Below are 12,318 nucleotides of genomic sequence, written 5' to 3'. Positions count from 1 at the left end.
CCCAAAAATGCTAAAAAAGATTTTCACACCCGTTACTCTTATCGTTCTTCTCGGCGGCATCGCCGGGGTAGCGCTGGTTCTCTATGCCTGGCGCCTGCCACCCTTTTCCAGCCATGTCGAAATGACCGACAATGCCTATGTACGCGGCTACGTCACCACAATGAGTCCACAGGTCAGCGGCTACGTCGTGGATGTCCCGGTCAAGGATTATCAGGAGGTCAAGCAGGGTGACCTGCTGGTCAAGATCGATGACCGCATCTTCCGCCAAAGACTGGCCCAGGCCGAGGCCACACTCGCCGGCCAGACGGCAGCCTCGGATAATTCCCGCCAGCAGGAAAACGCTGCCCGCGCCAATATCGCGTCCAGCCAGGCCGCGGTGGATAGTGCCGAAGCGTCCTTGAAACAGGCGCAGCTTGCTGCCGACCGTCAGGACAACCTGATCCGTAGCGGTGTCGGCACTTCAAGTCTTCAGGAAGAAGCGCAAGCCAATCTCGAAAAGTCCCGTGCCGGGCTGTCGCAGGCCAAGGCAGCACTCGAAGTCGCGCGTCAGGATTTACAGACCATCATCGTCAACCGCAGCTCACTTCAGGCCGCCGTCGCCAATGCCCAAGCCGCGGTCGAACTCGCCCGGATCGATCTGCAAAATACGGAGATCAGGGCCCCACGCGATGGCGAACTGGGTGAGGTTGGCGCGCGTGTCGGCCAATATGTCGCCGCTGGCAGCCAGTTGATGGCGGTCGTGCCGCATGAGGTCTGGGTCGTTGCAAACTTCAAGGAAACCCAGCTTGCAGGTATGGAAGTCGGGCAGCCTGTCTCGATTTCTGTCGATGCGCTGCATCATCGCAAATTGAAGGGCAGGGTCGAGCGTTTCTCGCCCGCCGCGGGTTCAGAATTTGCGGTGATCAAGCCGGACAATGCGACGGGCAATTTCGTCAAGATCGCGCAGAGAATCGGCGTACGCGTGTCGATCGATCCGGATCAGCCGGCCGCGACGGAACTGTCTCCCGGACTGTCCGTGGTGGTGCGCGTCGATACGAGCAAGGCGCCCGTGGCTGAACAAGCGGCGGCCAAGTAGTCTTAGGCAAGCCTTTCACGTTCAAGCCTTTCAGCTCAAATCGAGACGTGGAGGGCTTTATCTTGTTGATCTGGTCGCGTCCTCTCGGCCTTCCCGCCACTCAGCAGGCAGGCAGAAGATTTCTCGAAATCCTTTGTCGCCGGCAGGCGTGATCCTCAACGCGCGGCTATCGGTCCGGCGCGTCACCCAGCCAAGATCGAGTGTGCGCTGAAAAAGCGCAGTACCGACGTGTCCCGCAATGTGGTGCCGTCTCTCGCTCCAGTCCAGGCACGTGCGGCAAAGCGGTCGCTTCGACCGGGTGCCATCGTTGAGACCGATGCCGAAATCCGCCAGGAAGGCCTTGCCCTGTTCTGTCACCAGTGCACCTTCGTCGGAAAGCAGAATGTGTCCCCTGCCGCTGAGACTGTCGGCCATCGCCACAGCAAGCCGGCCTGCGATGTGGTCGTAGCAACTGCGGGCAAGCCGCATGTCCTTTTCCTTCGGCCCGATGGGATGATGCCGTTTCGGCCCAGCTGCGGCAATCGACATCAGCGCATCGATCCCATGTGCAACCTGCGCAGAAGCAAGCCGGTAGTAGCGATGGCGGCCTTGTTTCACCGTCGTCAGAAGATTGGCGTCCACCATTTTCGCCAGATGCTCGCTGCCTGTCTGCGGCGTTACACCCGCACCCCGGGACAACTCACCTGCTGTCAGCGCTTGCCCACCCATAAGGGCGCAGAGCATGTTTGCACGCGTGGTATCGCCAATCAGGTTGGCGATGGCGGCAATGGTGATGGGGGAGGCGATACCGGTCATGGGAGAAACACTATCATCCGAGTATGCCTTCGTCAGCGGGCCATTGTTCGGCCGATACCGAAGCTTCCCATCGTAACACAACTCTATAAACAGGGATCGCTTCGACAGAGAGACTGACAGAATGACCGACAAAAAGCTGCTGCCCGAACTTGCCCTGCTTGTGTTGCTGGGGTGCCTGTGGGGCAGTTCCTACACTTTCATCAAGATCGGCATCGAGACGATCCCGCCGCTGACGCTGATTGCGGCTCGCACCGCGATAGCCGGCAGCATTCTCACCATTATCATTCTCTCGCGAGGCTTGCGGCTACCAAAGGATCCAGCGCTGTGGAAGATGTTTGCCATCCAGGCCGTGCTGAACAGCGTCCTTCCATTCACGCTGATCGCCTGGGCAGAGCATTACATCGATGCCGGGCTTGCCGTCATTCTCAACTCGCTGACACCGGTCTTCACCTTTCTGCTGACGGCGATCATCACCCGGCATGAGGTGGTGAATGGCCGGAAGCTCATCGGCGTCATGATCGGTCTCGTTGGGACAGTGGTCATGATCGGCGTTCAGGCGCTGAATGGATTAGGCGATGTGGTGCTGGCGCAAATGGCGGTCATTCTTGCCACCGCCTTCTATGCAGGCGCGGCAATTTTCGGGAAGAACTTCAAGGGCATCGATTCGATGATCCCCGCTGCAGCCTCGCTGATCTGCGGGGCGATCATTCTCATTCCTGTCAGCCTGGTGGTGGACCGCCCGTGGGAGCTTGCACCCTCAACGCGTTCGATTGCGGCCCTGATTGGGCTCTCGATATTCTCCACCGCGCTCGCTTTTACCATCTACTTCCGCCTGGTCCGCACGCTTGGATCTCTCGGAACGACGGCGCAGGCCTATGTGCGCGTGCCCGTAGGCGTGGCGATCGGCGTGATATTTCTGGGTGAGCAATTGCATGCAAGCACGATGATCGGGCTTGTGTGTATTCTGGCTGGCGTCATCGCCATGACGCTGCCGTCACGGATGCCGACCAGAGTGACGACAGCGGCGAAAGCCACAGGCGGATAGTTTTCGCAACGCCCAAACAAAAACCCCGGATGTCGCCATCCGGGGTTTTGTCCTTGAGCCAAAAGGCCTCAAGATATTAGTCGTCGTCGCCGTCGCGGTCAGCTTCCGGATCGAAGAAGTCTTCCGGACGAAGTGCATCTTCGTCAACGCCGTAGATGGCGTCAGCGGAGGTGAGGTTTTCACCCTTGGCCTGACGCTCAGCTTCTTCAGCCGAACGGGCAACGTTCAGTTCAACCTGAAGCTCGACTTCCGAGTGCAGGTGAAGCGTGACGTTGTGCAGACCAATGGTCTTGATCGGCGTGTTGAGTTCGACCTGGTTACGGCCAACGTTGAAGCCTTCAGCGCCGAGGATTTCAACGACGTCACGGGCAGCAACAGAACCGTAGAGCTGACCGGTTTCGCCAGCGGAACGAACGACGATGAAGCTCTTGCCTTCGAGTGCGTCGGCAACCTTCTGGGCTTCGGACTTGCGCTCGAGGTTACGGGCTTCGAGCGTTGCGCGCTCGGTTTCAAAACGGGTCTTGTTGGCAGCGTTGGCGCGCAGTGCCTTGCCCTGCGGCAGCAGGAAATTACGTGCGTAGCCGTCGCGAACCTTTACGGTTTCGCCCATCTGGCCAAGCTTTGCGATACGCTCGAGAAGAATGACTTCCATCTTCTTGATCCTTTCTTATTTGGAGTTGGTTTCGTTCGATTTATCGGAGTTCCGCGCAGGTGTCAGAGAGATCGTGCTGCGCACGTCGCTGAGACCTAGGAGGAGGATGAGGAACAGCGGAAACATGAAGATCGCTGAAAGGTATGCGAGGATAAGAACCGGCAGCCGCCAGTCCTTGCCCTTGGAACGGTGATGCAGCGAGGCGTAACCCGCCATGATGAATCCCGCGCCGAATGTACCGCAGAGAACCGCGCCGACCATGGCGGGAACACCACCAAAGAAAGTCAGGACGATGCCTCCAAGGAAAATGAAGATCGCGTTGCGATGCATGCGAAGTGCGGCTGCGATATCTTCGCGTGGGCGAAGACCCTTCCCGAAGGAGCGCACCATGCGACTTGCAAAATAATAGGCCGCGAACAGAAGCATAACCCAGAGGCCGCCCTGGATCATCGGCAGCATCAGAACCAGAAGCGACTTCGTTTGCGAAAGGGCTGCCGGATCTGGCTTGAAGGTCGATTCGCTTGCCTGGACCGAGGCCATCATCAGGTCGACCATTTGCGAAACCAGTTCGGGACCATAGCCGATCATCGTGCCGAGAATGATGACCGAGACCGTGATCAGGCCGCACAGATGCAGAACGATGCCGGACAGCGGGTACCAGGCCATCAGGTCTTCAGGGCCGCCGATTTCAGCCGCAGGCCGCGCGAGGTTTGCGAGGTGAGACAGCCAGCCAGCCGGGATCAGTGTAAAGATCGCGATCGTCACGGCAAAAAGCGGGGAGACGGCAAGTGCGCCGAGGAACCCAGCGGAAAGAACGGCAACGATGGCCGCGGCATTGCCCCAGCCGAGACCGGCAACGAGGACCGGCATGGCGGAAGCTGCATAGAGCAGGAAAGACATCGACGACTGTGCCGTTGCGCCAAGCGTTAGAAACGCGGCGCATATGCCGGCAAGAATGCCGGCGATCAGCACTGTCTGGTTCAATTGTCTCAACGTCGCTGTCCTGCTTGTCTTAGCAGTTAGAGGACCGTTCGTTTGAACGTCGTCCCCAACATGGGGTTTGGTGTCAGTCGATCCGCGCCCAACGCGGAAGGAATTGGAGCTCTTGAAGAGGCTGACTGAGAGTCGCTTGCTTCGAGAGGGAGAACGAGGTCGCGTGAAACCGCGGCCTCGAAAGATAAATTACGCTACAACGTAAGGCAGCAGGCCGAGGAAGCGTGCACGCTTGATCGCCTGAGCGAGTTCGCGCTGCTTCTTCTGGGAAACGGCGGTGATGCGCGAAGGAACGATCTTGCCACGCTCTGAAATGTAGCGCTGCAGGAGACGAACGTCCTTGTAGTCGATCTTCGGAGCGTTTGCGCCGGAGAAGGGGCACGTCTTGCGACGGCGGTGGAAGGGGCGGCGTGCCTGGGAAGAGGATGCGTCAGCCATTATTGTTTCTCCTTATGCACGGTCTTCGCGCGGACGGCGCGGACGGTCTTCGCGCGGTGCGCCATCACGGGGACCACGGTCGCCACGGTCAGGACGGTCGCCGTCGCGGCGCGGGCGGTCGTCACGGTCGCGCTTCTGCAACATGGCAGATGGGCCTTCTTCGTGAGCTTCCACAGCGATGGTCATGTAACGAAGAACGTCTTCGTTGATGCGCATCTGGCGCTCGATTTCGTGGATAGCAGCCGCCGGAGCGTCGATGTCCATCAGAGCGTAGTGAGCCTTGCGGTTCTTCTTGATGCGGTAGGTGAGGGACTTCAGACCCCAGTTCTCGATGCGTCCGACTTTACCGCCGAACGATTCGATAACGCCCTTGTACTGTTCGACAAGTGCGTCGACCTGCTGGGCAGTGATATCCTGCCGGGCAAGGAAGATGTGTTCGTAAAGAGCCATTTAAGCTTTGCCTTTCTTGCGTTTCATTCATCACCCGGCAACGGCGCTAAGCCTCAACGACTGCTCTTGATCGGAAAACCGGAGGCAAGAAAAGCGTTGTTCGAGACGGTCGAGAGCGGAGACACGGGAGGCCGGAAAAACCTTATGGTTCCTGCTGTTTCGAGATCGAAACCAGCCCTCCGTTCAGCCACCAGCCATAAGACCGGGTGTTGTGAACAGCGCGCTTATACTGAATTTTGCTGCGAATGCAAGCGCGCTGCCCGAAAAAGCCTGGTTTAAGGGCCTCGATCAGATTGCCATCGGGTACTGACGATGGATATCGGCTATGCCCTTCAGCACCTCGTCGGAGAGCGTGACATCGGCCGCGGCAATATCCGTCTTCAACTGCTCCATTGTTGTTGCACCGATGATGACGGACGCCATGAAGGGGCGCGTAAGACAAAATGCGATCGCGAGCTGGGCAGGATCGATACCAGCCTCATAGGCCAGTTCCAGATAGGCCTTCACCGGCGCTTCCTGCAGAGGCTGAAGCCGTCCGCCGATGTCGTGATTGATCGACCCGCGCGATCCTTCCGGGCGCGCGCCGTTCTGATACTTGCCGGTGAGGATGCCACCTGCAAGCGGCGAATAGGCAAGCAGGCCCACATCTTCGTGGTGGGCCACTTCGGCCAGATCGAGGTCGAAGGTGCGATAGAGAAGATTGTACTCGTTTTGAATGGAGGCGACGCGCGGGAGCCCCTTTGCTTCGGCAATATCGATATATTTCTGCGTGCCCCAGGCGCTTTCATTGGAAAGGCCGATGGCGCGGATCTTTCCGGCCTTTACCAGCTCTCCCAGTGTTTCGAGCTTCTCGTTGAATTCTTCGAGCGTCTTTTCCTTGTTCTGCTTGGACGCATCGAAGCTCCAGGCCCCGCGGAAATGATAGGTGCCACGGTTTGGCCAGTGGATCTGGTAGAGGTCGATGTAATCGGTCTTCAGGCGATTGAGGCTGGTGTCGACCGCTTCGCGAATGGCTGCGGCATCGATATCGCGCCCACCGCGAATATAATCGCGACCGGAGCCGGCAACCTTGGTGGCGAGAACCACGTCGCTGCGCTTGCCGGTCTTCTCGAACCATGTCCCGATATAGTCTTCCGTGCGTCCTTGCGTTTCGGCAGAGACCGGCGTCGTCGGGTAGAGCTCGGCGGTGTCGAAGAAGTTCACGCCGTTCTCGAGCGCGTAGTCCATCTGCTCATGGGCCTCGGCCTCGGTGTTCTGCGTGCCCCATGTCATCGTGCCAAGGCAGATTTCCGACACGGAAATGCCCGTGCGTCCCAACGTGTTCTGTTTCATGGAAATGTCTCGTTTTGCTTGGAAGGTGGGCAGAAAGTAATGCGGAATTGCCGCAGCGCAAGAAAAAACATTCCGTCTCAATCTCTGTGGAAGAGGACGGCGAAACAGATGGCAAAGGCGTCGCAAGCGGCGCAAAGCCTTGACTTTGCGGGCCGGAATGTGAATGGAAAGCCCCACAATGGAAGGGATGGCCCGAGAACAGGCCAAAAAAGAAGGACCGCATTCCATGGCTATCGCATTCACATTTCCCGGCCAAGGCAGCCAGGCTGTCGGCATGGGCAAGGATCTGGCGGAGAATTTTGCAGAAGCCCGCACCGTTTTTGAGGAAGTCGATGAAGCGTTGGGACAGAAACTGTCCGACATCATGTGGAATGGTCCGGAAGAGACGCTGACGCTGACCGCCAATGCACAGCCGGCGCTGATGGCGGTTTCTGTCGCCGTGATGCGCGTCCTGGAAGCGCGTGGCCTCAAGCTCGCTGAAAAAGTATCCTACGTTGCGGGCCATTCGCTTGGCGAATATTCGGCGCTTTGTGCAGCCGGTACCTTCTCGCTGGCCGATACCACCCGTCTTCTGCGCATCCGTGGCAATGCCATGCAGGCTGCCGTTCCCGTAGGTCAGGGCGCCATGGCGGCGATCATCGGCCTCGAGCATGGCGATGTGGAGGCTATTTGCGCCGAAGCAGCGAGCGGCGGCGTCTGCCAGATTGCCAATGACAATGGCGGCGGCCAGTTGGTCATTTCCGGCGCGAAGGCACCCGTGGAAAAGGCAGCAGCCCTTGCGTCTGAAAAGGGCGCCAAGCGCGCCATCATGTTGCCGGTCTCCGCACCCTTCCACTCGGCCCTGATGGCACCTGCCGCAGAGGCGATGCGCGAGGCGCTGGCTTCTGTCCAGAAGAACAATCCGGTCGTTCCGGTTGTCGCCAATGTGCGCGCAGCACCCGTGTCGGATGCCGATGAGATTGCCGCCCTGCTGGTCGAGCAGGTGACAGGCCAGGTTCGCTGGCGCGAAACCGTCGAGTGGTTTGCCGCAAATGATGTGACGACACTTTATGAGATCGGCTCCGGCAAGGTTCTGACGGGCCTCGCTCGCCGCATCGACAAGACCGTCAACGGCGTTGCCGTCAATTCCCCTGCGGATATCGAAGCCGCACTTCAGACGCTTCTCGGCTGAGTTCAAGAGAAAAAATAAAAGGACGAACAGCATGTTTGATCTGACTGGCCGCAAGGCTCTCATTACCGGCGCGACCGGCGGCATCGGCGAAGAGATCGCCCGCATGCTCCATGCGCAGGGGGCCACGGTTGGCCTTCACGGCACCCGCGTCGAAAAGCTGGAGGCATTGGCCTCAGAGCTCGGCGAGCGCGTCAAGATTTTCCCGGCCAACCTGGCTGACCGCGCAGAGGTAAAGGCACTTGGCGAGAAGGCCGAAGCCGAACTCGAAGGCGTCGACATCCTCGTCAACAATGCCGGCATCACCAAGGATGGCCTTTTCGTTCGCATGAGCGATGAGGACTGGGACAATGTTCTGGAGGTCAATCTGACGTCCATGTTCCGCCTGACACGTGAGCTGACCCACCCGATGATGCGCCGCCGTTTCGGCCGCATCATCAACATCACCTCCATCGTTGGCGTCACCGGCAATGCGGGCCAGACGAATTACTGCGCCTCCAAGGCCGGCATGATCGGCTTTTCCAAGTCGCTGGCACAGGAAATCGCTGTGCGCAACGTGACCGTCAACTGCGTGGCGCCGGGCTTCATCGAAAGCGCGATGACCGGCAAGCTGAACGACAAGCAGAAAGAAGGCATCATGGGAGCGATCCCGATGAAGCGCATGGGTACGGGCGCTGAAATCGCTTCTGCCGTGCTTTATCTTGCCTCCAACGAGGCCGGTTACATGACCGGTCAGACGCTGCATGTAAATGGCGGCATGGCCATGATCTGATCCATCCTGCATGAAAATCCGCTGTGATTTTCGTGAGGGGTGATTGGACGATCCAACAGGTGAAAGCGCCTTGCATCTTGCTGTGGTGGCGCTTGCACACTTCGACTTCTGACATGTATCGAAAAGAAAATTGCCTGTAGAGCGCGTGTGTTAGCGCTATTTTAAGGCTTTTTTCCCGCAGGAAAGCATGTTAAGCGGGCGAAGACTGTGAACAGTCGTCCCGGAGTGACAGGCGACCGTTGCGATTTCTTGCGACGATGTTAGCTTGACCGGGTTGAACGGGTTTGCCCACGGTGCCTGCCTTAAAGGGGCGCTTGGGGGTTTTAACAGGGCAGGGTGCCTGAAGGGGCATTCCTTTCAAAGTAAAGGTCGAGGAAACCGACATGAGCGATATCGCAGAACGCGTAAAGAAAATTGTAGTTGATCATCTTGGCGTTGACGCCGACAAAGTCGTTGAAGGCGCAAGCTTCATCGACGACCTGGGCGCTGACTCGCTCGACACCGTTGAACTGGTTATGGCGTTCGAAGAAGAATTCGGCGTTGAAATTCCAGACGACGCAGCTGACTCGATCCTGACTGTTGGCGACGCTGTCAAGTTCATCGAAAAGGCTCAGGCCTAATCTTTGAATGGATCAAGGGAAGGCCCAAAAGCCTTCCCGATGTGGCCCGGCCTGTCCGGGCCAATATTTTATCATGCGGTCTCTTTGGACCGGATGAAGCTTGTCGCACGCAAGATGACATATACCAAACACCTATGATTGGACTATGAGGGCGCACAATTGACTTTGAGACGTGTCGTTATCACGGGTACCGGCATGGTATCTCCCCTTGGCTGTGGAACGGAAGTGACCTGGGAGCGGCTTTTGGCCGGTCAGAATGGCGCCCGTCTCGTCACGGAATTCGAAGTCGAAGATCTGCCCGCGAAAATTGCCTGCCGCATTCCTGTCGGTGACGGCACCGATGGCACCTTCAATGCCGATGACTGGATGGAGCCGAAGGAACAGCGCAAGGTCGATCCCTTCATCATCTATGGCATGGCCGCCGCCGAGATGGCGCTGAACGACGCCAACTGGCACCCCGAAACCGATGAAGACCAGATCATGACCGGCGTGCTGATCGGCTCCGGTATCGGTGGCCTCGAAGGCATCGTGGAAGCAGGCTACACGCTTCGCGATAAAGGCCCGCGCCGCGTCTCGCCCTTTTTCATTCCCGGTCGTCTGATCAATCTTGTTTCCGGCCAGGTGTCCATCAGGCACAAGCTGCGTGGCCCGAACCATTCGGTCGTCACGGCATGCTCCACCGGTGCGCACGCCATTGGTGATGCTTCCCGTCTGATCGCGCTTGGCGACGCCGATGTGATGGTTGCAGGTGGCGCTGAATCGCCCGTCTGCCGTATTTCGCTCGCTGGCTTTGCCGCCTGCAAGGCGCTGTCCACCCAGCACAATGACGATCCGCAGAAGGCGTCGCGCCCCTATGACCGCGACCGTGACGGTTTCGTCATGGGCGAGGGCGCCGGCATTGTCGTTCTCGAAGAACTGGAACATGCAAAGGCACGTGGCGCGAAGATCTATGCCGAAGTCGTCGGCTATGGTCTCTCCGGCGATGCTTACCACATCACCGCTCCGTCCGAAGATGGCGAAGGTGCCTATCGCTGCATGGCCATGGCGCTCAAGCGTGCCGGCCTGACGCCAGCCGACATCGACTACATCAACGCCCACGGCACCTCCACCATGGCCGACACAATCGAGCTTGGCGCGGTCGAGCGTCTGGTGGGTGACGCCGCCTCAAAGATCTCCATGTCGTCCACCAAGTCGGCAACAGGCCATCTTCTCGGTGCAGCAGGCGCGATCGAAGCGATCTTCGCGACGCTCGCCATCCGCGACAACATCGTCCCGCCGACGCTCAATCTCGACAATCCCGATGTCGAGACCGCGATCGATCTGGTACCGCACCAGGCGCGCAAGCGCGACGTCAATGTGGCCCTTTCGAACTCCTTCGGATTTGGCGGCACGAATGCATCTCTGGTCCTGCGCCGCTACGAAGGCTGAGTGTCTGGACTGACCCTCTAAGTCTGTCAGCATGGGGCGGCCACTTGCCGCCCTTCCAAGAATCGATCAGAACGTTTTTCAGCTTTCCCGGCGACATGCCGGGATTGCCTGATCTGCCAGCTCTTCGAAACCAAGGATGCGAGCGCGTCCGTCTTCGATGAACTGGAACGGTGGAGGAACCTCGCTTCGTCAACGAAGATGTGTTTGATCCGTCCACCAGTTGAGAGTGCAGAATAGCCTGCCGAACCTGTTTTTGCCGCATTGCCTGCTCAAATAAGCCGTTGTAATGCCGAACTGAAAAGGACCGCCGGTGAGCGATAACAGAGAGAACAATCAGCCGCCCTACGACCGCGACAGCTCCTATGAGAGCAAGGGTGGACCGATCATTCCCAAATCGCCGACCGAGGCTCTGAGACCTGAAAAAGTGCCTGAGCCGCCGAAGCGCTCGCGCAAGGCCCACAGCCAGACCGTGATCTTCCTGAATTTTTTGATGACGCTGATCGTGGCCGTCACCGTGGTGGGTATCGCGGGCTTCTACTACATGATCCACTCTTTTCATGAGCCGGGCCCGCTGCCGACCAACACCACCATCACGGTGCGCAATGGCGCTGGTCTGGCGGAGATTGCCAATACGCTGGAGCGAAGCGACGCCATTTCCAACGGACGCATTTTCCGCCTCATGGCAGATCGTTACATGGAGGCCGGTCAGACGCCGAAGCCAGGCGAATATGAGATCAAGGCCCATGCATCGATGAAGGATATTCTGTCCTTGCTGGAATCGGGGAAGTCGATCCTCTACACAGTTGCTTTCCCGGAAGGCCTGACGGTCAAACAGATGTTCGCGCGCCTTGAATCCGACCCTGTGCTCGAAGGTGATCTTCCGACCGAATTGCCACCGGAAGGCAGCCTGCGTCCGGACACCTATCCCTTTACCCGCGGCACCAAGCGGGAAGAGATCGTGCGCCAGATGCGCGCGGCGCAGACAAAGCTCGTCGACATGCTGTGGCAGCGGCGCGACCCGGACCTGCCACTGAAGACCGTCGAGGAATTCGTCACACTTGCTTCCATCGTCGAGAAGGAAACCGGCAAGGATGATGAGCGTGGGCACGTCGCGTCCGTCTTCTATAACCGGATGAAAAAGAACATGCGTCTGCAATCCGACCCGACGATCATCTACGGTCTGTTCGGCGGTGAGGGCAAACCATCCGACCGGCCGATCTATCAGTCGGACCTGCAAAAAGAGACGCCATTCAACACCTATATCATTCGTGGCCTGCCGCCGCATCCGATCGCCAATCCGGGCCGGGCAGCGCTTGAGGCGACCGCCAATCCCTGGCGGACAGACGATCTCTACTTTGTAGCCGATGGCACAGGCGGCCATGTCTTTGCCAAGACGCTGGACGAGCACAACGCCAATGTCCGTCGCTGGAGAAAGATCGAAGCCGAAAAGGCTGCTAGCGGCGGAAACTCCGAAACCGTTGTCGACGGTCAGCCAGGCGGCAATCAGGCAGAGAAACCGGCGAATTAATAGAGGGCTGGCTGCGGCTGCG

Annotated in this window: 13 protein-coding genes; 7 read left to right on the top strand and 6 right to left on the bottom strand. The window is 58.6% G+C overall.

Features of this window, described 5'->3' with window-relative positions; genetic code table 11:
* The first annotated feature begins 7 nt into the window (after window positions 1-7).
* The gene (locus AC07U5_RS09815; RefSeq protein WP_062437934.1) at window positions 8-1,075 is read left to right on the top strand and encodes an HlyD family secretion protein; all 1,068 of its coding nucleotides are present in this window, start codon (window positions 8-10) and stop codon (window positions 1,073-1,075) included.
* A gap of 57 nt (window positions 1,076-1,132) precedes the next feature.
* Here the strand turns inward: AC07U5_RS09815 and AC07U5_RS09810 are convergent, their stop codons facing one another.
* Window positions 1,133-1,870 (bottom strand): ArsR/SmtB family transcription factor, encoded by a 738-nt coding sequence (locus tag AC07U5_RS09810; protein ID WP_494722884.1) that lies wholly within the window; start codon window positions 1,868-1,870, stop codon window positions 1,133-1,135.
* A gap of 121 nt (window positions 1,871-1,991) precedes the next feature.
* Between AC07U5_RS09810 and AC07U5_RS09805 the strand changes: the two genes are divergently transcribed.
* A complete protein-coding gene (locus AC07U5_RS09805; RefSeq protein WP_494722883.1) occupies window positions 1,992-2,915 on the top strand; it encodes a DMT family transporter in 924 nt (307 codons plus the stop codon).
* Between the two features lie 76 nt (window positions 2,916-2,991).
* On the opposite strand, the gene rplI is transcribed toward AC07U5_RS09805, so the two are convergent.
* The 5 genes from rplI to AC07U5_RS09780 form a co-directional block, all read right to left on the bottom strand.
* On the bottom strand, window positions 2,992-3,567 hold the full coding sequence (rplI, locus tag AC07U5_RS09800) for a 50S ribosomal protein L9 (RefSeq protein WP_062425627.1): 576 nt from the start codon (window positions 3,565-3,567) through the stop codon (window positions 2,992-2,994).
* 15 nt (window positions 3,568-3,582) lie between these two features.
* A complete protein-coding gene (locus AC07U5_RS09795) occupies window positions 3,583-4,560 on the bottom strand; it encodes a DUF2232 domain-containing protein (RefSeq protein WP_112359601.1) in 978 nt (325 codons plus the stop codon).
* Window positions 4,561-4,749: 189 nt separating this feature from the next.
* The gene (gene rpsR, locus AC07U5_RS09790) at window positions 4,750-4,998 is read right to left on the bottom strand and encodes a 30S ribosomal protein S18 (protein WP_003502063.1); all 249 of its coding nucleotides are present in this window, start codon (window positions 4,996-4,998) and stop codon (window positions 4,750-4,752) included.
* 12 nt (window positions 4,999-5,010) lie between these two features.
* Window positions 5,011-5,448 carry a 30S ribosomal protein S6 gene (rpsF, locus tag AC07U5_RS09785; RefSeq protein WP_062425625.1) on the bottom strand — a complete coding sequence of 146 codons (438 nt, stop codon included), beginning with the start codon at window positions 5,446-5,448 and terminating at the stop codon, window positions 5,011-5,013.
* A gap of 288 nt (window positions 5,449-5,736) precedes the next feature.
* A complete protein-coding gene (locus tag AC07U5_RS09780; protein WP_494722882.1) occupies window positions 5,737-6,780 on the bottom strand; it encodes an aldo/keto reductase in 1,044 nt (347 codons plus the stop codon).
* 226 nt (window positions 6,781-7,006) lie between these two features.
* Here AC07U5_RS09780 and fabD point away from each other — a divergent pair, with 226 nt between their 5' ends.
* The 5 genes from fabD (at window position 7,007) to mltG (ending at window position 12,296) form a co-directional block, all read left to right on the top strand.
* Complete coding sequence (gene fabD / locus AC07U5_RS09775; RefSeq protein WP_494722881.1) at window positions 7,007-7,951, top strand: ACP S-malonyltransferase; 945 nt, start codon at window positions 7,007-7,009, stop codon at window positions 7,949-7,951.
* Window positions 7,952-7,982: 31 nt separating this feature from the next.
* Window positions 7,983-8,720: a 3-oxoacyl-[acyl-carrier-protein] reductase gene (fabG, locus tag AC07U5_RS09770; RefSeq protein WP_062425623.1), complete on the top strand. Its 738-nt coding sequence runs from the start codon at window positions 7,983-7,985 to the stop codon at window positions 8,718-8,720.
* 383 nt (window positions 8,721-9,103) lie between these two features.
* Entirely contained in the window at window positions 9,104-9,340 is a 237-nt protein-coding gene (locus AC07U5_RS09765; protein WP_027675866.1) for an acyl carrier protein, read from the top strand.
* A gap of 165 nt (window positions 9,341-9,505) precedes the next feature.
* Window positions 9,506-10,768 (top strand): beta-ketoacyl-ACP synthase II, encoded by a 1,263-nt coding sequence (fabF, locus tag AC07U5_RS09760; RefSeq protein ID WP_494723280.1) that lies wholly within the window; start codon window positions 9,506-9,508, stop codon window positions 10,766-10,768.
* 310 nt (window positions 10,769-11,078) lie between these two features.
* A complete protein-coding gene (gene mltG, locus AC07U5_RS09755; RefSeq protein WP_062425621.1) occupies window positions 11,079-12,296 on the top strand; it encodes an endolytic transglycosylase MltG in 1,218 nt (405 codons plus the stop codon).
* Window positions 12,297-12,318 lie beyond the last annotated feature (22 nt).

This window comes from Agrobacterium sp. GW821-FHT02D03 (genome assembly GCF_059421725.1).
The sequence above is the reverse complement of the archived record's forward strand: the minus strand, read 5'-3'. Positions and strand labels throughout refer to the sequence as shown.

What these genes read in the sequence shown, in the direction of transcription:
- AC07U5_RS09815 (WP_062437934.1), top strand. Translation starts at nt 8, where the DNA reads ATGCTAAAAAAGATTTTCACACCCGTTACTCTTATCGTTCTTCTCGGC.
- AC07U5_RS09810 (WP_494722884.1), bottom strand. Translation starts at nt 1,870, where the DNA reads ATGACCGGTATCGCCTCCCCCATCACCATTGCCGCCATCGCCAACCTG.
- AC07U5_RS09805 (WP_494722883.1), top strand. Translation starts at nt 1,992, where the DNA reads ATGACCGACAAAAAGCTGCTGCCCGAACTTGCCCTGCTTGTGTTGCTG.
- rplI (WP_062425627.1), bottom strand. Translation starts at nt 3,567, where the DNA reads ATGGAAGTCATTCTTCTCGAGCGTATCGCAAAGCTTGGCCAGATGGGC.
- rpsR (WP_003502063.1), bottom strand. Translation starts at nt 4,998, where the DNA reads ATGGCTGACGCATCCTCTTCCCAGGCACGCCGCCCCTTCCACCGCCGT.
- rpsF (WP_062425625.1), bottom strand. Translation starts at nt 5,448, where the DNA reads ATGGCTCTTTACGAACACATCTTCCTTGCCCGGCAGGATATCACTGCC.
- AC07U5_RS09780 (WP_494722882.1), bottom strand. Translation starts at nt 6,780, where the DNA reads ATGAAACAGAACACGTTGGGACGCACGGGCATTTCCGTGTCGGAAATC.
- fabD (WP_494722881.1), top strand. Translation starts at nt 7,007, where the DNA reads ATGGCTATCGCATTCACATTTCCCGGCCAAGGCAGCCAGGCTGTCGGC.
- fabG (WP_062425623.1), top strand. Translation starts at nt 7,983, where the DNA reads ATGTTTGATCTGACTGGCCGCAAGGCTCTCATTACCGGCGCGACCGGC.
- AC07U5_RS09765 (WP_027675866.1), top strand. Translation starts at nt 9,104, where the DNA reads ATGAGCGATATCGCAGAACGCGTAAAGAAAATTGTAGTTGATCATCTT.